Genomic DNA, 18,079 nt, shown 5'->3' with positions numbered 1-18,079 from the left:
TTCTCAGGTGTCCTGGGGTTCCGTGCGGCCCCGGGGCAGGAAGCGCCGTACGGCGGTCGGCGTGATCACGGCGTCCACGGGGTGGTCGTGCGCTTCGTCCGGGACCCGGGTGACCACCTCGTCGTCGTAGAGCAGGACGACCAGGGCGGGATCCGCCCCGGCAGCCGCCAGCCGGGCCAGTACCCGGTCGTAGCTCCCGCCGCCGCGTCCCAGCCGCATCCCGCGCCGGTCCACGGCGAGGCCGGGCAGCAGGACCACGTCGGCGGCGAGGACCGCGTCGGGGCCCAACCGCTCGCCGTGCGGTTCCAGGAGGCCGCGTCCGGCGGGCAGGAGGTGTTCCGTACCCTCGTAGACGGCCCAGTCCAGGTCGTTGTCGGGCAGCAGGACCGGCAGCAGCACCCGGACGCCCCGGGCGCGCATGTCGTCCAGCAGCGCGTGCGTCCCCGGCTCGCGCCCCACGGACACGTAGGCGGCCACCGTGCGGGCGCCGGCCAGTTCGGGGAGGGCCGCGGCGGCCGAGGACATGAGCTCGGCGGCGTCCCGCACGTCCTGGGACGTCAGGAGGCGCCGGGCGGCCAGCAGTTCGCTCCGCAGCAGCGTTTTTCTGGACATGTCGTCGTTCAACGGGTGCTCACATACCTCGTGTATCGGGTTGTATGAGTGCGAAGTTAACCGGACGCTCATCTTCCGCCCATAGGCACCCGTTACAGTTCTGCGCATGACTCAGTCGCGCCCCAGGATCAGCAAAGCTGTCATCCCAGCTGCAGGTCTCGGCACCCGGTTCCTGCCGGCCACCAAGGCCACTCCCAAAGAGATGCTGCCTGTCGTCGACAAGCCCGCCATCCAGTATGTCGTCGAAGAGGCGGTCGCGGCGGGCCTCTCCGATGTGCTGATGATCACCGGTCGCAACAAGCGTCCCCTGGAGGACCACTTCGACCGGAACTACGAGCTGGAATCCGCGCTGACCCGCAAGGGGGACGCCGAACGGCTCTCCAAGGTCCAGGAGTCCAGCGACCTGGCCACCATGCACTACGTCCGGCAGGGCGATCCGCGCGGACTCGGCCACGCCGTCCTGTGCGCCGCCCCGCACGTGGGCGACCAGCCGTTCGCCGTCCTCCTGGGCGACGACCTGATGGACCCCCGGGACCCCCTGCTCGCCCGGATGATCGAGGTCCAGGAGCGGGAGGGCGGCAGCGTCGTCGCCCTCATGGAGGTCGATCCGGCTCAGATCCACCTGTACGGATGTGCCGCCACCGAGGCCACCGCGGACAGCGACGTCGTGCGCGTCACGGGGCTGGTGGAGAAGCCCGACCCGGCCGACGCCCCCAGCAACCTCGCCGTCATCGGCCGTTACGTCCTCGACCCCGCCGTCTTCGGCATACTGCGGCGGACCGGTCCCGGCCGCGGCGGCGAGATCCAGCTCACCGACGCGCTCCAGCTGCTGGCCGAGGACGAGAAGATCGGCGGACCGGTGCACGGCGTCGTCTTCAAGGGCCGCCGTTACGACACCGGCGACCGCGGCGACTATCTGCGTGCCATTGTCAGACTGGCGTGCGAACGTGAGGACCTGGGACCGGACTTCCGGACCTGGCTGAAGCGGTACGTCGCCGAGGAGTTGTAGGAGCGTGAGCACCATCTGGTCGGTGGACGAGCACCTGGAGGACATCCTCGCCGCCGTGCGGCCGCTGGAGCCCATCGAGTTGCAGCTGCCCGACGCCCAGGGCTGCGTCCTGGTCGAGGACGTCGTGGTGGAGGTCGCGCTGCCGCCCTTCGACAACAGCTCGATGGACGGCTACGCGGTCCGGGTCTCCGACGTCGAGGGCGCGAGCGAGGAGTTCCCGGCCGTCCTCACCGTCGTCGGCGACGTCGCCGCGGGCGCCGGCGGTCTGCCCGGGGGCCGGGCCGTCGCCCCGGGTGAGGCCGCCCGCATCATGACCGGCGCCCCGCTGCCGGAAGGCGCCGAGGCGGTCGTCCCGGTCGAGTGGACGGACGGCGGCACGGGCGGCGGCCCCGCCACCGCCATGCGCGCCCACAGCGACGCCCCGGAGGGGGCGAGCGGCGAGGTCCGCGTCCACCGGCCGGTGAAGCCCCGCGCCCACGTCAGGGCCCGGGGCAGCGATGTACGCCCGGGGGACCTGGCGTTGCCGGCGGGATCCGTCGTCGGCCCCGCGCAGATCGGGCTGCTCGCCGCGATCGGCCGGGCGTCGGTGAAGGTACGGCCCCGCCCGCGTGTCGTCGTCCTGTCCACGGGCAGCGAGCTGGCGCAGCCGGGCGAGGAGCTGACCGGCGGACGGATCTACGACTCCAACAGCTTCGCGCTCACGGCCGCCGCCCGGGACGCCGGGGCGATCGCCTACCGGGTGGCCGCCGTTGCCGACGACGCCGAGGCCCTGCGCGCCACCATCGAGGACCAGCTGATCCGGGCCGACCTCGTCGTCACCACGGGCGGGGTGAGCGTCGGCGCGTACGACGTGGTCAAGGAGGCCCTGTCGTCGGTCGGGCACGCGCCCCGGGACGCGGAGGGCGACCCGGACACCGAGGAGGACGCGGCGGGCCCCGGTGTGGACTTCCGCAGGCTCGCCATGCAGCCCGGCAAGCCGCAGGGCTTCGGCTCGATCGGCCCGGACCACACGCCGCTGCTGGCCCTGCCGGGCAACCCGGTGTCCTCGTACGTCTCCTTCGAGCTGTTCGTCCGGCCGGCGATCCGCACCCTGATGGGCCTGGACGACGTCCACCGCCCCAGGGTCCGGGCCACGCTGAGTGTGGACGAGGCGCTCTCCTCGCCGTCCGGCAAGCGCCAGTTCCTCCGCGGGAGGTACGACGCCGAGGCCGGCACCGTGACACCGGTCGGCGGTCCCGGGTCGCATCTGGTCGCCGCCCTGGCCCAGGCCGACGCGCTGATCGTGCTGCCCGAGGACATGACCTCAACCGAGCCCGGCACGGAGACCGAGGTGATCCTCCTCCGCTGACGGGCCCGTGGTGGCGGTACCGTATCTCGCGCCGCGCCCTCCCGGGGAAGCCCCCGGACCCCCGGCCCGCACGCCTGTGCGGCCGGTGGGGGCGACCGGCGCCCTACCGCTAGGCGGAGTGAGTTGAGTACGCAGAACAGGCTGACGCACATCGACGAGGCGGGCGCGGCCCGCATGGTCGACGTGTCGGAGAAGGACGTCACGTCCCGGGTGGCGCGGGCGAGCGGCCGGGTCCTCGTGTCGCCGCGTGTCGTCGAACTCCTGCGGGGAGAAGGCGTTCCCAAGGGCGATGCGCTGGCCACCGCGCGGATCGCCGGGATCATGGGGGCCAAGCGGACGCCGGAGCTGATCCCGCTCTGCCATCCGCTGGCCGTCTCGGGTGTGAAGGTCGATCTGGGCGTCGCCGACGACGCGGTGGAGATCACGGCCACCGTGAAGACCACCGACCGTACGGGCGTCGAGATGGAGGCCCTGACCGCCGTCTCGGTCGCCGCGCTCACGGTGATCGACATGGTCAAGGCGGTCGACAAGAGCGCGGTGATCACGGACGTCCGGGTCGAGGCGAAGTCCGGCGGCGTGTCCGGCGACTACCGGCGCCCGGCGCCGGAGGGGGCCGAGGCGTGAGCGGCCCAGGAAGTGCGGCGGCGGGCGGCCCTGGAGGCGCTTTGGCGGCCGGCCCCGGAGGCGCTTCGGCGGCCGGTGGCTACCGCGCCCTCGTCGTGACCGCCTCCAACCGCGCCTCGGCCGGTGTCTACCCCGACAAGGGCGGCCCGCTGGTCGCCGAAGGACTCACGGTCCTCGGGTTCGCCGTCGAGGGCCCCCAGGTCGTCCCGGACGGCGATCCGGTCGAGGCCGCCCTGCGGGCCGGTGTGGCGGCCGGCTACGACGTGATCGTCACCACCGGCGGTACGGGCGTCTCGCCCACCGACGGCACCCCCGAGGCCACCCGTCGTGTCATCGACCGGGAGATCCCGGGCATCGCGGAGGCGATCCGGGCGGAGGGACGCGACACGGTACCCACGGCCGCCCTGTCCCGGGGCCTCGCGGGCACCGCGGAGGGCACCCTCGTGGTGAACCTGCCCGGCTCGACCGGCGGCGTACGTGACGGGCTCGCGGTCCTGGGCCGTCTGCTGGTGCACGCCGTCGACCAGATGCGCGGCGGCGACCACCCCCGACCGGGGAGCCCGAGCTGAACGTCCCGACCTGGCCGGTGATCCTGACCGACGGTGAGATCACCCTCCGCCCGATAAAGCTCCGGGACCAGCGCGCGTGGCGCGAGGTCAACCGGCGCAACCGCGACTGGCTGCGCCCCTGGGAAGCGACGGTGCCGCCGCCCTCCCCGGGTGGCCCGATGGCCCAGCGCCCCACCTACCGTCAGATGGTCCGGCACCTGCGCTCCGAGGCCAACGGGGGCCGGATGCTGCCCTTCGCCATCGAGTACCAGGGACGCCTCGTCGGGCAGTTGACGGTGGCCGGCATCACCTGGGGCTCCATGTGTTCGGGGCATGTCGGCTACTGGGTCGACCAGGGCGTCGCGGGACGCGGGGTCGTACCGACCGCGGTGGCCCTCGCCGTCGACCACTGCTTCCGTACGGTCGGACTGCACCGGATCGAGGTGTGCATTCGGCCGGAGAACAGGCCGAGCCGCAGGGTCGTGGAGAAACTCGGATTTCGCGAGGAAGGGCTGCGGCCCCGCTATCTCCACATCGACGGTGCGTGGCGGGACCACCTGATCTACGCCCTCACCGCGGAGGAAGTGCCCGACGGGCTGCTCCGTCGTTGGCGCGGGGCGCGCCAGGACAGCCCGCAGGCATCACCGACGCCGCAGCCCCAACAGACCCAGCAGGCCCAGCAGACCTCGAACTCACCGCGAAGCTCCGGGGAAATGCAATAAGTGTTCGAATTTGATCGCACAATGACCCTGATTCGCCCCGCCGGCGTCGGCAGCTGATCGGAAGAATCGCAAAAAAAGTCCGAGATATCTGCCGGATCGTGCGACACACCGGGCCAATTGGCGGATGCCGCCGTGCAAACCCCTCTACGGTGTGAGCGTGAGCAGCAGCGGCCTCATCTACGCAGTCATCGTCGGTGCCTGGGCCGCCTACCTGGTGCCGATGTGGCTCCGCAGGCAGGACGAGCTCAATGAGGCCCGTCCGACGGAACGCTTCAGCACTGCCATCCGGCTGCTGTCCGGACGGGCAGCCATGGAGCGCCGGTACGCCAAGGAGCTTCAGGGGCGGGAGGCCGGGGAGGCGCCTGGTGACGTGGACCCGGATGCCGTCACGGACCGACTTGAGTCCGTCGACGTCCGGGCCTTTTCCGCGCCCCCGGCACACACCGAAGCCCGGTTGTACGACCCGGCGCACGGCGGCGCACCCGAATACCCCGAATACCCGGCCGACGCACGCCCGCGCGAGGAGGCGCGACCCGCGCCCGCCCGGCGCCCGCGTACGCCCGGCGGGGAAGCGGAGCGCGAGCGGCGCGCCCGGCGCTCCCAGGTCCTGGCACGCCGCCGGCGTACGACCACGGTCCTGTTCATGGCGTTCACGCTGGGCGCGATCGTCGCGGCGGTCGGCGGGCTCCGGTTCCTCTGGGCCCCCGCCGTCCCGGCCGTCCTGCTGAGCGCGTACATCGTGCACTTGCGGGGGCAGGAACGCCGCCGGTTCGTCTTCACCATGGACCGGCGCCGGGCCGAGGTCGCCGCCCAGCGGCTCCGTGAGAGCCGCCCGCGCAGGCACCAGCCCACGGCGACGGCTCCCGCCGAGCCCGACGAGGAGCCCGAGGCGGGGCACCCCGCCCCCGCTCCCACGGTCTCCCCGCAGGAAGCGGGCCGTCGTGCGCTCGTCGAGCAGACGGACCACGCGGAGTGGGTGGACCAGCAGCGCGAACGCGGCCCGGCCCAGGGCGACAGCTGGGAGCCGGTCCCGGTCCCGCTGCCGACCTATGTCACCGCCCCCGTCGCCCCGCGCGCCACGGGCGGGGTGGAGGTCGGTGACCCGGAGACCTGGAGCGCGGCCCGCTCCAGCACGGCGGAACCGTCCCAGACGGGCACCTCGCACCCGGTACAGCCCGAGGCGGACCCGGCCCCCCGCCGCCGCGGTCCCCAGTCCAAGCGAGCCCGCGAGCGCGGTCGGACGCCCCTCTTCGACCAGTACGACGACGAGGACCGGCCCCGCGCGGCCAACGAGTGAGACGGCCGCCGGGCCCGACTCGGTGACCTGCCGGGATCGGATTTCCGGGCACCCCGGTGAGGGTGCTAGAGTTTCACTCGTTGCAAGGGCCTGTGGCGCAGTCTGGTAGCGCACCTCGTTCGCATCGAGGGGGTCTGGGGTTCAAATCCCCACAGGTCCACCGCACGACTGTTCTTGAGTTAGTTCAGGAATGGTGACGAGATCCCGTCCGATCGCAAGATCGGGCGGGATCTTCGTCGTTTCGAGGGTCGTTCGATGCCTGTTCGGGGTGGTGGATGGCGGTGTATCGGGTCTGGCGGGTTGTCGGGCGGGTGCCTGGCTGCCGCCGGGGCGTTGAGCTCGCTGGTGTGCACCAACCCCTGGCAGCGGACAGGGGGCGGCTGGACGTCCGTAGGGTGAGGGCCGGAGTCGAAGCCCTCGGACGTTCTTCATGGAGATGATCGCGGCGTGATCTCGCACACCGGTGCCCTCTTCAACGACGGGCCGGTCGGACGCGTGGTCGAGACAGCACTGCGTGCCCAGCAGTCGCAGGGCGCCCTCGACCTGGACGACGAGTTGAGGCGCTTCGTCCGCACCACGTGTGCCGCCGACACATCGCGCTGGCTGCTTCCCGTCGCGTCCGTTGCCGCCCTGCTGGACCACACGGCCGACCTGTTGAGGTCGGAGGGTGCGGCATTCTTCCCACGTACGTTCACCGAACGGTTGGGCGAGGCGCGAGACGGTGCTCCGGGGGATGAGTATCTGCGCACGCTGGCCGGCCTGATCAGGGCGGTCGACCAGGAACCGGACGCCGGATTCGCCGATCTGCCTCTGGCGGACTGGGAGGCGGCGGCGCGCTTTCCCGAGCTCATCGGGTTCGGCGCCAACTGGATCTATGACGGCGAGTACCCCTCGCTGTCCGACTCGGTCATGGCTTTCGTCGAAGCGGAGCATCCGTTCTGCGGTGAGACGTTCTCCCGCCTGGCAGCCGATGCCCAGTCGGTACTCGTGAACTTTCCGCAGCCTGCGGCGCTGTCCACCCATGTGACGCGTTGGATTCCCTGGGTTTCGCACGACGCGCTGCGCGAGGTCATCCGGAGAATCGACGGCCGCATGCGGACCGAGCATTCCGGTTCCTGAAGCACGTGCCGGGTCCCGTGAAGGACCGCTTAGGCTGTTCCTGCTCATCCGCCTTGTCGGTGACCGTAGTTGAGGGTTGACGGGCAGGTCGGGTGTGGCGTTCTCTGCTCGTGGTTCCTTCGGAGGAGCGTCCTGTGACGGCCGGTTCCGGTATGCCCAGCTCACCCATCGACACCAGCAAGCCGCATCCGGCGCGCGTCTACGACTGGTTGCTGGGCGGCAAGGACAACTACCCGGTCGACCAGGAGGTCGGGGAGGGGCTGCCGGCGGAGGCGCGGGCCAACGCGGGGCGGAACCGGGCGTTCATGCATCGCGCGTCCGCCTGGCTGGCGCGGCAGGGGGTCGATCAGTTCCTGGACATCGGTACCGGGATCCCGACCGAACCCAACCTCCACCAGGTCGTCCAGGCCGTCACGCCGCACGCGCGGGTCGTCTATGCGGACAACGACCCCATCGTCCTGCGGCACGCGGAGGCGTTGCTGGTCAGCCGCCCGGAGGGGGTGACCGACTACATCCACGCCGATGTGCGCGAGCCCATGGCCATCGTCGAACGGGCTTCCCGGACGCTCGACTTCGGCCGGCCCGTCGCGTTGTCCCTGATCGCGCTGATGCACTTCCTGCCCGACGACCAGGAGCCGTACGGCATCACCCGCACCCTGGTCGACGCCCTCCCGCCGGGCAGTTACCTGGTCCTCTCGCACGGGACCGCCGACCAGCACCCGGAGCTGAGGCGGGAGACCGAGTCCGCGTACAAGAAGGGGGCCATCGCGCTCCGGATGCGTACGCGCGCCGAGGTCGAGCCGTTCTTCGAGGGGCTGGAGCTGGTGGATCCGGGGCTGGTGACGGCGCCCGAGTGGTACCAGGAGCAGCCCGCGCCGGTGTACGAGCGCAGCGGGTTCTACGTGGGGGTGGCCCGGGTTCCCTGACGGAAGCCTCAGCCCAGCGGCTTGGCCATGCAGATGCTGCTGTCGTACATCCGGTAGTAGCCGAACTTCGTGCAGATCTCGTAGCCGCAGGAGGTGTAGAGGGCGACCGCCTCCGGCTGCTGGTCGCCGGTCTCCAGAACCATGCGGGTGCGGCCGGCCGCCGTCGCGTCGGCCTCCAGGGCCGCGAGGATGCGGCGGGCCAGGCCCTGGCCCCTGCCCTCAGGGACCACGAACATGCGCTTGATCTCGGCGTCGCCGTCGGAGTAGCCCTCGGCGTTCGCGTCCTGGGAACGCCAGCCACCGGTCGCCACCGGGCGGTCCTGCTCGTCGTAGGCGAGCAGGTACAGACCGTGAGGCGGGTCGAACATGGTGGGGGCGAGCGGTGTGAGATCGCCCTCGTCGCCGTAGCGCGCCGCGTATTCGAGCTGCACCTGGTCGTTGAGTTTGACGGCGTCGGGGTGGTCGAAGGGGCGAGGCTGAATAATCATGCGAATCATCGTACGTCTATGCGTGGGGTGATGTAGGTACTGTTTCGGGATGCTGACTGTTACTTCCGCAAATGTTAACGGGCTCCGCGCCGCCGCGAAGAAGGGTTTCGTGGAATGGCTGGCGCAGTCCGAGGCCGACGTGGTCTGCCTCCAGGAAGTGCGCGCCGAGCCGCACCAGCTTCCGGAGGAGGTGCGCGACCCGGAGGGCTGGCACACCGTGCACGCTCCGGCCGCGGCCAAGGGGCGTGCGGGGGTGTCCCTCTACACGCGGCTCGCGCCGGAACGCGTGCAGATCGGATTCGGTGGGTTCGGCGTCCCCGGGAGTGAGGAATTCGACACCAGCGGGCGCTATGTGGAGGTGGACCTCCCCGGAGTGACCGTCGCCAGCCTGTATCTGCCCTCCGGTGAGGTCGGTACGGAGCGGCAGGAGGAGAAGGAGCGCTTCATGGCGGCCTTCCTGCCGTACCTGGAGGGGCTCAAGGCGCGGGCCGCCGCCGAGGGGCGCGAGGTGCTCGTGTGCGGTGACTGGAACATCGCCCACCAGGAGGCCGACCTCAAGAACTGGAAGGCCAACAGGAAGAACTCCGGCTTCCTCCCTGAAGAGCGCGCCTGGCTCACCCGGGTCTTCGAGGAGGCGGCGTACGTGGACGTGGTCCGCGCGCTGCACCCCGACCAGGAAGGGCCGTACTCGTGGTGGTCCTACCGTGGGCGGGCGTTCGACAACGACGCGGGCTGGCGGATCGACTACCAGGTGGCGACCGAGGGTCTCGCGGGGCGCGCGGTGAAGGCGTGGGTGGAGCGGGCCGCCACGCACGGCGAGCGGTGGAGCGACCACGCGCCGGTGACGGTCTCCTACGAGCGCTGACCGTTACGGGACGTCTGCCTCGGGGCCGGGGCCGGTGCCTGTGGCGGTGCCGGTGCCGTTCGGCTGTGCTCCGTCGTCGGCCACCGGCGTGCGCTCCTGTGTCGGGGACGCCTCGGCCGCCGGTGTGTGCTCCCCGCGTGCGGTGCCCGGGTCCGCGTCCTTGTCGCGGAGGCGGCGGTCCAGGGCCATCGACAGCTCGGCGTCCACCACCGCGTGTGCCAGCGTGCGCAGTTGGTCCTGGTCGGTGTCCGCCGTGTGGGCCCGCAGGACGCGTACGCACAGCTCGGCCAGGGCGTCGGCGTGCTCGCGGACCAGGCGGCCCGCCGAGAGCACCGAGGCGAGCGGCACCCCTGTCCGTACCAGCTCCGACGACGCGTCCAGCAGGCGGCGGCTGATGTGCACGATCGTGTCGCCGTCCGTGCCGAGGTAGCCCAGCTCCATGGCGGCGGCGAGGTTGTCCGCGGTGGCCTCGCCCGCGAAGTAGTCGGCGAGCTGTTCCGGGGTGAGGCGTACCGGGGTCTCCTCCGTCGGTTCGCCCAGGCCCAGCACCTCCGCCACGTCGCGGCCGCTGTCGAAGGTGGCGGCGAGATCGGCGATCCCGTTGAGGGTGTGGCCGCGTTCCAGCAGCCCGGTGATGGTGCGCAGCCGGGCCAGGTGGTGGTCGTCGTACCAGGCGATGCGGCCCTCGCGGCGTGGTGGCTGGATCAGCCCCCGCTCGCGGTAGAAGCGCAGGGTGCGCACGGTGATGCCGGCCCGTTCGGCCAGCTCCTCCATGCGGTACTCGCGGTGCTCGCGTCTTTCGGCCACAGCCGAACCCTATGTTGTACCGCCGGTAACTTTCCTTGGTACGCCCCCTACCCATCGGTACGGCGCTGCTCTACCCTCCCAACCATGCCAGTGATTGCTGGCAGAGTCGTGTGACGTACCGCGGGGAGGCGGCAGCATGGCCCAGCACGAGCACGTACGAGTGGCGGTGATCGGATCCGGATTCGGGGGCCTCGGGGCCGCGGTCCGGCTGCGCCGCGAAGGCATCACCGACTTCGTCGTCCTGGAGCGCGCCGCCTCCGTGGGCGGCACCTGGCGTGACAACAGCTACCCCGGCTGCGCCTGCGACGTACCGTCCCACCTCTACTCGTTCTCGTTCGCGCCCAACCCCGACTGGCCGCGCACCTTCTCCGGACAGGAGCACATCCGCGCCTACCTGGAGCGGGTGGCCGACACCTTCGGGCTGCGCCCGCACATCCGGCTGGAGCACGAGGTCACCCTCATGCGCTGGGACAACGACGCGCTGCACTGGGTGATCGACGCGGCGAACGGCACCACGCTCACCGCCGACGTCGTCGTCTCCGCGACCGGTCCGCTCTCCGACCCCAAGCTGCCCGACATACCGGGACTCGCCGACTTCCCGGGCAAGGTCTTCCACTCGGCCCGCTGGGACCACGGCCACGACCTCGCGGGCCAGCGCGTCGCCGTGATCGGCACCGGCGCCTCCGCCATCCAGATCGTGCCGGAGATCCAGCCGCGGGCCCGCAGGCTCACCCTCTTCCAGCGGACCCCGCCCTGGGTGATGCCGCGCATGGACCGCGCCATCAGCGGCCCCGAGAAGTGGCTGCACCGGACGCTCCCCTTCACCGGTACCGCGCGCCGCGGACTGCTGTGGGCCATCCGGGAGTTGCAGGTGGGCGCCTTCACCAAGCACCCCGACCAGCTCGGGCTCGTGGAGAAGATAGCCAAGGCCAACATGGCCCGCGCGATCAGGGACCCGCTGCTGCGGGCCAAGCTGACCCCCTCGTACCGCATCGGCTGCAAGCGCATCCTGCTCTCCAACGCCTACTACCCGGCGCTCGCCGAGCCCAACGTGGACGTGGTCGCCTCCGGCCTCGCCGAGGTGCGCGGCTCCACCCTCGTCGCCTCCGACGGTACGGAGACCGAGGCGGACGTCATCGTCCTCGGCACCGGCTTCCATGTGACGGACATGCCGATCGCGGACCGGGTCGTCGGAGCCGAGGGCATCACGCTCGCCGAGTCCTGGAAGGACGGCATGGAGTCGCTGCGCGGCGCGAGCGCGGCCGGCTTCCCTAACTGGATGACGATCATCGGCCCCAACACCGGGCTCGGGAACTCCTCGATGATCCTCATGATCGAGTCGCAGCTCAACTACATGGCGGACTACCTGCGCCAACTGGACGTCCTCGGCGGCCGGGTCGCCCTCGCCGCCCGGCCCTCCGCCGTGGGCGCCTGGAACCGGCGGGTCCAGGACCGGATGAAGCGCACCGTGTGGAACACCGGGGGCTGCACCAGCTGGTACCTGGACTCCAGCGGCCGCAACACGACCGTCTGGCCGGGCACCACCGCCGAGTTCCGCCGGGCCACCCGCTCGGTGGACCTCGCGGAGTACGAGGTGGTGCGGCCGCCCGTACCGGACGGCCGCCTCCGGGCCGTGGCCGAGGAGGCCGTCCGATGAGCCGGCAGCCGCACCGCGTGGACGCCCCGCCCGTGCCCGCGCGCGAACTGACCGTCACCTCCGCCGACGGCTCGCGCATACACGTCGAGCTGTACGGCCCCGAGGAGGCCCCCGCGGTCGTCCTGTCGCACGGCTGGACGTGCAACACCCGCTTCTGGGACGCGCAGATACGCGACCTGGCGGCCGACCACCGGGTGGTCGTCTACGACCAGCGGGGCCACGGACGTACGCCCGGGGCGGGTCACGGCGGGTACAGCACCCGGGCGCTCGCCGACGACCTCGAAGCCGTACTGCGGGGCACCCTCGCGCCCGGCCGGAAGGCGGTGCTGGCCGGTCACTCCATGGGCGGGATGACGCTCATGGCGGCGGCCGGCCGGGACGCCGTACGCGAGCACGGCGCGGCCGCCCTGCTGTGCAGCACCGGCAGTTCGCGGCTGACCGCCGAAGCGCGGGTCCTGCCGATGCGGGCCGGTGCGCTGCGGACCCGGATGACCGGGGCGATCCTCGGCGCGCGGGCACCACTCGGACCGGTGAACGCGGTTTCCAGGTCCGTCCTCAAGTACGCGACGATGGGGAGGGGTTCCGCCCCGGACCGGGTGGACACCTGCGCCAGGATCGTGCACGCCTGCCCCCGCAGGGCGCGCGTGGCCTGGGGGCATGTGCTCGCGGAGCTCGACCTCCGGGCGGGCATAGGGGAGTTGAGGCTGCCGACCGCGGTCATAGCGGGTACGGACGACCGGCTGACGCCCCCCGTGCACGCACGGGCCATAGAGGCCGCGCTGCCGCACAGCCTCGGTCTCACCGAGCTGACGGGAATGGGGCACATGACGCCGGTCGAGGCGCCCGAAGTGGTCACCGCGAAGCTCCGCGAGCTGGTGGCCCTGTACGTCACTGTGGACAGTGCGGCCGAGGCCGTGAGCGAGGAGGAGGTCGCATGAGCGGCAGGCGGAGTCTCGAAGGTCAGGTCGTCGTCGTCACCGGCGCGGCACGCGGTGTGGGCGAACTGCTCGCCCGCAAGCTGTCGGCACGGGGAGCGAAGCTGGCGCTGGTCGGGCTGGAGCCCGACGAGCTGAAGAAGGTCTCCGAGCGGCTGCACGGTGACAGCGACCACTGGTTCGCGGACGTCACCGACCACGAGGCGATGGTCCAGGTCGCCCGTGAGGTCAAGGAGCGCTTCGGGAAGATCGACGTCGTCGTCGCCAACGCCGGTGTCGCCACGGGCGGTCCGCTCGTGGACTCCGACCCCGTCGCCTGGCGCCGGGTCATCGAGGTGAACCTCATCGGCGGCGCGGTCACCGCGCGGGCGTTCCTGCCGATCGTCATGGAGAGCCGCGGCTACTTCCTCCAGATAGCGTCGCTGGCGGCGATGACCCCGGCGCCGATGATGAGCGCGTACTGCGCTTCCAAGTCGGGCGTGGAGGCGTTCGCGCACAGCCTGCGGGCCGAGGTCGGCTACCGGGGGGTGAAGGTCGGGGTCGGCTATCTGTCCTGGACCGACACGGACATGGTGCGCGGCGCCGACGAGGACGACGTCATGCGGGAGTTGCGGCAGCGGCTGCCCTGGCCCGCCAACCGCACCTACCCGCTCGGCCCGGCCGTGGACCGGATCGTGGCCGGTGTCGAACGGCGCTCCGCGCATGTGTACGGGCAGTGGTGGCTGCGCGGGATGCAGTCGGTCCGCGGGTACCTGCCGTCGGTGATCGGGGTCGTCGGGCAGCGCGAGATGCATCGGTTCGGGGGGCGGTTGGACGGCGTCAGCAAGGGGCTCGTGGGGGCCGGTGGCGCGGCGGACCAGGAGGCGCGAGCGCAGCGTAACTGATCGAAATGCGTCGGATGTCCGGGTGTGTAAGTCTGGGCGGGGCCCCTCCGGGGGCCGTCCCACGCACCCACGAAGGAGTGAACAGCATGGGCATCGCAGACCAGTTCAGGGACAAGGCGCGGGAACTGGCCGACCAGGCCGAGCGGCGGAAGCGGCAGGGGGGCGGCGAGCGGGACGCTCCGCGGGAGCGGTCCGACCGCGGTGGTGAGCGGCCGGCGGGCCCGCGTGAGCGGGGGCGGGATGCGGCTGAGGGGGCGCGGGAGCGGTTCGGTCGCTGACGGGCCTCGCGGTTGCGGGGTGTAGGGGTGCGTCCTTCTGGGGCGCGCCCCTTTTGTGTGCGGGGTGGTGGGGCGGGGGTGGTGCCGGTGTGGTGCGTGCCGGGGTGGGGGCCGCTGCGGGGGGCTTGTCCCCTCCCCGCCCCTTCCCGAAACCGGGGCTCCGCCCCGGGCCCCGGTCCTCAAGCGCCGGACGGGCTGGAGTTGTGCCCCGGGACGTGGGGTGGGGCTCTGTCCCGGGCGCCGGTCCTCAAGCGCCGGACGGGCTGGATTGTGCCCTGGGACGTGGGGTGCGGGCCAGTGTGTGGGGAGAGGGAACATGCCCCGGGACGTGGGGTGGGGGTCAGCGTGGGGGAAGCGGAGGGCGGCGTAGGTTCGGGGCCGTGGCGTAGGTGGGGGGTGTGGCGGGCGGGTGGGCGGCCAGGAGGTCCAGGGCCACCGTGACCGCGTCGTCCAGGACCGCGTGCCGGCCCTCCGCCCAGTCCAGGGGGGTGCGCAGGGCCTCCAGGTCCGGTTCGACCCCGTGGTTCTCGACGGACCAGCCGTACGTGTCGAACCAGGCCGCGTTCATCGGCACCGTGATCACCGTGCCGTCGCCGAGCCGGTGGCGTCCGGTCATGCCCACCACCCCGCCCCAGGTGCGCTGCCCCACGACCGGTCCCAGCTTCAGCAGCCGGAAGGCCGCCGTGATCATGTCGCCGTCCGAGGAGGTCGCCTCGTCGGCGAGGGCCACCACCGGGCCCCGGGGCGCGTTGGAGGCGTACGAGACCGGCTGGGCGTTGCGGGTCAGGTCCCAGCCGAGGATCGTGCGGGTCAGCTTCTCGACGACCAGTTCGCTGATGTGCCCGCCCGCGTTGCCGCGTACGTCCACGATCAGGGCGGGGCGCGACACCTCCAGGCGCAGGTCGCGGTTGAACTGGGCCCAGCCCGAGCCGCCCATGTCCGGGATGTGCAGGTATCCGCAGGTGCCGCCGCTCAGTTCGCGTACGACCTCACGGCGTTTGGCGACCCAGTCCTGGTAGCGCAGCGGGCGTTCGTCGACCAGGGGGACGATCGCGATGCGGCGGGGCCGGCCGCCCTCGCCGCCCGCCGGGCGGAAGGTCAGCTCGACCGTGGTCCCGCCCGCCGCCGTGAGCAGGGGGTACGGTCCGGCCACCGGGTCCACCGGGCGGCCGTCCACATGGGTGAGGACCGCCCCCTCGCGGATGCCCGTACCGGCCAGCGGGGACCGTGCCTTGGAGTCCGAGGAGTCGCCGGGCAGGATCCGCAGGACCGTCCAGTCGCCGTCCCGGCAGGCCAGGTTGGCGCCGAGCAGTCCGATCGCCCGCTGGTAGTGCGGCGGTCCCTCGTTGCGGCGGGCGGGGGCGACGTAGGCGTGCGAGGTGCCCAGCTCGCCCATGAGTTCACGTAGCAGGTCCGCGAACTCGTCGGGGGAGGCGACCCGTTCGACCAGCGGGCGGTACTGGTCCAGGACACCGGCCCAGTCGATGCCGCACATGTCCGGCTCCCAGAAGTAGGACCGGACGATGCGCCCCGCCTCGTCGTACGCCTGGCGCCATTCCGCCGCCGGATCGACGTCGTGCAGGATGCGGCGCAGGTCGAGGAAGACGGTGGAGTCGCCGTCCCCGGGCTCGTCGGAGGGGACGGCGCGCAGCTCGCCGTCGTCCATGACCACCAGCCGGGTCCGGTCCCCGCTGACCGCGAACCAGTCGAGGTGGGCGACCAGTTCGGTCCTGCGGGTCTTGGCGATGTTGAAGTGCTCCAGGGTCGGGCGGCCCGACATGTCCGCCGGGTTGGCGAACGTCTCGCCCAGGGCGCCGGAGATGGGCCACCGCAGCCAGACCAGCCCGCCCCCGTTGACCGGTTGGAGCGCCGAGTACTTCGAGGCGGAGACCGGGAACGGCGTCACCCTGCTCTCCAGTCCCTCGAACTCCACGGTGACCGTGGGTCCTTCGACCGTCCCCGGGGGGATGTCCACCGGGTCCAGGCCGCCCGCCGCCGGCCGCCCGTCCGGGAGCAGCGCGAAGGGGGAGGGCGTCGCCGAGGAGAGCGGTACCAGGTAGGGGCGGCAGCCCAGCGGGAAGGAGAGGTCGCCGGTGTGGACGTCGTACACCGGGTCGAAGCCGCGCCAGGAGAGGAAGGCGAGGTAGCGGCCGTCTCCGGTGAAGACCGGGTTCTCGTCCTCGAACCGGCCGTTGGTGACATCGACGGTCACCGGGGCGCCGGGGCCGCTGATCCTGGCCAGTTTGATCTTCCGCAGCGAGCGTCCGACTCCCGGGTGCGACCAGGTCAGCCAGGCGCCGTCGGGTGAGAACGCCAGGTCGCGGACGGGGCCGTTGACGGAGCGGATCAGCTCGGTGACCTCGGTCTCGGCGGGCGGTGGGGGAGGGGGCGGGGCGGCCTCCCGCGCGTCCGCGCCCAGGACGGCGGCCCCCTGCCCGGTCACGTCCAGGACGGGGGGTTCCTGTCCGGTCGCGTCCGGGGCGGGGGTGCCCTGTGCGTTTCCGTCCGGTGGGGAGGGTGCGTCCGGGGCGGCGGTCCCCTGTGCGGCGGTCCCTTGTGTGTTTCCGTCCGGTGGGGAGGTCCCGTCCGGCGCGGGGATCTCGTCCGGTCGCGCGGCCTCGCGTTCGGCCAGGTCCAGGACGGCCGCCTCCTGTGCCGCCTCGTCCTCCGCGGTGTCCAGCAGCAGCAGACGGCCGTCGTGGGAGGCGATGGCGAGGCGGGTACCCTCCGGGTCCGCGATCATCTCGTGCACCCGGCCCAGTCGTCCGGAGGCCAGCCGCCGCGGCCGCCGGTCGCCGCTGGCCCGCGGCAGGTAGGCGATCTCGACCGCGTCCTCCCCCTCGGCGTCGGTGACGTACGCGACCTGCCCGCTGCTGCCCAGCATCTCCGGCAGCCGGACGCGCACCCCGGGGTCGTCGGCGATGGTGCGGGCCGGGCCGTCGCGGTGTGTGAGCCAGTACAGGCTGCCGCGTACGGAGACGGCGCTGGCCCGGCCCGTCTCGTCCACGGAGAGCGCGTCCACGTGGCTGGCGGCCGGCACCTGGTAGGTGCGCCGCCCGGTCCTGGGGCCGCCGAGCCGCACCTCCAGCCTGCGCGGGACCGCGTCCGGGTCCTCCAGGTCGTCGACCAGCCACAGGTCGCCCGCGCACTGGTAGACGACGCGTGTGCCGTCGCTGGAGGCGTGCCGGGCGTAGAAGGCGTCGTGGTCGGTGTGGCGGCGCAGGTCCGTGCCGTCGGGCCGGCACGAGTAGAGGTTGCCGACCCCCTCGTGGTCGGAGAGGAAGGCGATGCGGCGGCCGACGAACATCGGCGCGTCGAGATGCCCGCCGATGTCCGGCAGCAGCCGTTCGCCGTGCAGCCACAGCCGGCCCATCGCCCCGCCCCGGTAGCGCTTCCACGCCGCGGGCTCGTGCGGGGGCTTGCCGGTGAGGAGCAGGGTGCGGCGCTCGCCGTCGATGTCGGCGACCGCGATGTCGGCGACCGGGCCCCAGGGGAGCTTGCCGCCGGGGCCGCCGTCGGTGGGGACGCTGTACGCCCACGAGAAGTAGGAGAAGGGCTGGTTGTGCGAGGAGACGGCGAGGATCTGCGCGCTGTCGCCGGGATCGGGGGTCCAGCCGCAGACCCGTGCGTCGGTCGAGCCCCAGTAGGTGAGTCTGCGGGCGGGCCCCCCGTCGACGGGAACCAGGTGGATCTCCGGATCGAGCGTGCGCCAGGTCGTGTAGGCGATACGGCTGCCGTCGGGCGAGAAGCGCGGGTGGCTCACCCGGGTGCGGTCGACGGTCAGCCGCCACGCGCGGCCCGGCCGCTGCCCGGCGGGGGCGAGGGGGGCGACCCAGAGGTCGTCCTCGGCCGCGAAGCAGAGCAGGTCCTGGTGGAGGTGCGGGAACCGGAGATACGCGACGTCGTCACTCACCCTCCAATGCTTTCCGCGCGTGGGGCCGGTGGCAACTTGTGTCGCAC

16 protein-coding genes, 1 tRNA gene and 1 pseudogene are annotated in these 18,079 nt (G+C 72.2%); 14 read left to right on the top strand and 4 right to left on the bottom strand.

The genetic code is table 11. The features are described 5' to 3' along the window. Window positions 1-3: 3 nt before the first annotated feature. Window positions 4-612: a 5-formyltetrahydrofolate cyclo-ligase gene (locus B9S64_RS13230; RefSeq protein ID WP_181012331.1), complete on the bottom strand. Its 609-nt coding sequence runs from the start codon at window positions 610-612 to the stop codon at window positions 4-6. A 106-nt stretch (window positions 613-718) separates the two neighbouring features. On the opposite strand from B9S64_RS13230, the gene galU reads away from it, so the two are divergent. The 9 genes from galU (at window position 719) to B9S64_RS13185 (ending at window position 8,205) form a co-directional block, all read left to right on the top strand. Further along, window positions 719-1,621, top strand: a complete 903-nt coding sequence (galU, locus tag B9S64_RS13225; protein ID WP_103491862.1) for a UTP--glucose-1-phosphate uridylyltransferase GalU — start codon at window positions 719-721, stop codon at window positions 1,619-1,621. A gap of 4 nt (window positions 1,622-1,625) precedes the next feature. Next, entirely contained in the window at window positions 1,626-2,969 is a 1,344-nt protein-coding gene (glp, locus tag B9S64_RS13220) for a gephyrin-like molybdotransferase Glp (protein ID WP_103491861.1), read from the top strand. 123 nt (window positions 2,970-3,092) lie between these two features. Next, window positions 3,093-3,593 carry a cyclic pyranopterin monophosphate synthase MoaC gene (moaC, locus tag B9S64_RS13215; protein WP_093530766.1) on the top strand — a complete coding sequence of 167 codons (501 nt, stop codon included), beginning with the start codon at window positions 3,093-3,095 and terminating at the stop codon, window positions 3,591-3,593. Window positions 3,594-3,634: 41 nt separating this feature from the next. Then, the gene (locus B9S64_RS13210) at window positions 3,635-4,162 is read left to right on the top strand and encodes a molybdenum cofactor biosynthesis protein B (protein ID WP_103491860.1); all 528 of its coding nucleotides are present in this window, start codon (window positions 3,635-3,637) and stop codon (window positions 4,160-4,162) included. Between the two features lie 17 nt (window positions 4,163-4,179). Further along, entirely contained in the window at window positions 4,180-4,863 is a 684-nt protein-coding gene (locus B9S64_RS13205) for a GNAT family N-acetyltransferase (protein ID WP_258037905.1), read from the top strand. Between the two features lie 124 nt (window positions 4,864-4,987). Continuing rightward, on the top strand, window positions 4,988-6,160 hold the full coding sequence (gene glpR / locus B9S64_RS13200) for a gephyrin-like molybdotransferase receptor GlpR (protein ID WP_103491859.1): 1,173 nt from the start codon (window positions 4,988-4,990) through the stop codon (window positions 6,158-6,160). An 86-nt stretch (window positions 6,161-6,246) separates the two neighbouring features. After that, window positions 6,247-6,320 (top strand) — tRNA-Ala (locus tag B9S64_RS13195). A gap of 287 nt (window positions 6,321-6,607) precedes the next feature. Further along, on the top strand, window positions 6,608-7,279 hold the full coding sequence (locus B9S64_RS13190) for a hypothetical protein (RefSeq protein ID WP_103491858.1): 672 nt from the start codon (window positions 6,608-6,610) through the stop codon (window positions 7,277-7,279). Between the two features lie 152 nt (window positions 7,280-7,431). Beyond that, window positions 7,432-8,205 (top strand): SAM-dependent methyltransferase, encoded by a 774-nt coding sequence (locus tag B9S64_RS13185; RefSeq protein ID WP_181012330.1) that lies wholly within the window; start codon window positions 7,432-7,434, stop codon window positions 8,203-8,205. An 8-nt stretch (window positions 8,206-8,213) separates the two neighbouring features. On the opposite strand, the gene B9S64_RS13180 is transcribed toward B9S64_RS13185, so the two are convergent. Next, window positions 8,214-8,693, bottom strand: coding sequence for a GNAT family N-acetyltransferase (locus B9S64_RS13180; RefSeq protein WP_103491856.1), 480 nt, complete (start codon window positions 8,691-8,693; stop codon window positions 8,214-8,216). Window positions 8,694-8,742: 49 nt separating this feature from the next. On the opposite strand from B9S64_RS13180, the gene B9S64_RS13175 reads away from it, so the two are divergent. Then, complete coding sequence (locus tag B9S64_RS13175) at window positions 8,743-9,558, top strand: exodeoxyribonuclease III (RefSeq protein ID WP_103491855.1); 816 nt, start codon at window positions 8,743-8,745, stop codon at window positions 9,556-9,558. A 156-nt stretch (window positions 9,559-9,714) separates the two neighbouring features. Here B9S64_RS13175 and B9S64_RS13170 read toward each other — a convergent pair. Then, a pseudogene (locus tag B9S64_RS13170) lies at window positions 9,715-10,332 on the bottom strand (MerR family transcriptional regulator); the annotation flags it as partial. Between the two features lie 169 nt (window positions 10,333-10,501). Between B9S64_RS13170 and B9S64_RS13165 the strand changes: the two are divergent. The 4 genes from B9S64_RS13165 to B9S64_RS13150 all read left to right on the top strand — a co-directional run bounded on the left by B9S64_RS13165 (window position 10,502) and on the right by B9S64_RS13150 (window position 14,119). After that, window positions 10,502-12,022 (top strand): NAD(P)/FAD-dependent oxidoreductase, encoded by a 1,521-nt coding sequence (locus B9S64_RS13165; protein WP_103491854.1) that lies wholly within the window; start codon window positions 10,502-10,504, stop codon window positions 12,020-12,022. Beyond that, the gene (locus tag B9S64_RS13160; RefSeq protein WP_103491853.1) at window positions 12,019-12,960 is read left to right on the top strand and encodes an alpha/beta fold hydrolase; all 942 of its coding nucleotides are present in this window, start codon (window positions 12,019-12,021) and stop codon (window positions 12,958-12,960) included. The genes B9S64_RS13165 and B9S64_RS13160 overlap by 4 nt, the downstream gene beginning before the upstream one ends. Further along, complete coding sequence (locus B9S64_RS13155; protein ID WP_103491852.1) at window positions 12,957-13,841, top strand: SDR family oxidoreductase; 885 nt, start codon at window positions 12,957-12,959, stop codon at window positions 13,839-13,841. Before B9S64_RS13160 ends, B9S64_RS13155 begins: the two co-directional genes overlap by 4 nt. An 86-nt stretch (window positions 13,842-13,927) precedes the next feature. Continuing rightward, window positions 13,928-14,119 carry a hypothetical protein gene (locus tag B9S64_RS13150; RefSeq protein WP_103491851.1) on the top strand — a complete coding sequence of 64 codons (192 nt, stop codon included), beginning with the start codon at window positions 13,928-13,930 and terminating at the stop codon, window positions 14,117-14,119. 340 nt (window positions 14,120-14,459) lie between these two features. Here B9S64_RS13150 and B9S64_RS13145 read toward each other — a convergent pair whose 3' ends face one another. Further along, window positions 14,460-18,032 (bottom strand): S41 family peptidase, encoded by a 3,573-nt coding sequence (locus B9S64_RS13145; RefSeq protein ID WP_103491850.1) that lies wholly within the window; start codon window positions 18,030-18,032, stop codon window positions 14,460-14,462. Window positions 18,033-18,079 lie beyond the last annotated feature (47 nt).

Source organism: Streptomyces sp. SM18 (genome assembly GCF_002910775.2).
In the GTDB taxonomy this organism is placed as follows: domain Bacteria; phylum Actinomycetota; class Actinomycetes; order Streptomycetales; family Streptomycetaceae; genus Streptomyces; species Streptomyces halstedii.
Note: the sequence above shows the minus strand (reverse complement) of the source record. Positions and strands in the feature narration are given on the sequence as shown.

Excerpts from the sequence above, each read along its gene's own strand:
- B9S64_RS13230 (WP_181012331.1), bottom strand. The coding sequence starts at position 612 with ATGTCCAGAAAAACGCTGCTGCGGAGCGAACTGCTGGCCGCCCGGCGC.
- galU (WP_103491862.1), top strand. The coding sequence starts at position 719 with ATGACTCAGTCGCGCCCCAGGATCAGCAAAGCTGTCATCCCAGCTGCA.
- glpR (WP_103491859.1), top strand. The coding sequence starts at position 4,988 with ATGCCGCCGTGCAAACCCCTCTACGGTGTGAGCGTGAGCAGCAGCGGC.
- B9S64_RS13185 (WP_181012330.1), top strand. The coding sequence starts at position 7,432 with ATGCCCAGCTCACCCATCGACACCAGCAAGCCGCATCCGGCGCGCGTC.
- B9S64_RS13180 (WP_103491856.1), bottom strand. The coding sequence starts at position 8,693 with ATGATTATTCAGCCTCGCCCCTTCGACCACCCCGACGCCGTCAAACTC.
- B9S64_RS13175 (WP_103491855.1), top strand. The coding sequence starts at position 8,743 with ATGCTGACTGTTACTTCCGCAAATGTTAACGGGCTCCGCGCCGCCGCG.
- B9S64_RS13165 (WP_103491854.1), top strand. The coding sequence starts at position 10,502 with ATGGCCCAGCACGAGCACGTACGAGTGGCGGTGATCGGATCCGGATTC.
- B9S64_RS13160 (WP_103491853.1), top strand. The coding sequence starts at position 12,019 with ATGAGCCGGCAGCCGCACCGCGTGGACGCCCCGCCCGTGCCCGCGCGC.
- B9S64_RS13155 (WP_103491852.1), top strand. The coding sequence starts at position 12,957 with ATGAGCGGCAGGCGGAGTCTCGAAGGTCAGGTCGTCGTCGTCACCGGC.
- B9S64_RS13150 (WP_103491851.1), top strand. The coding sequence starts at position 13,928 with ATGGGCATCGCAGACCAGTTCAGGGACAAGGCGCGGGAACTGGCCGAC.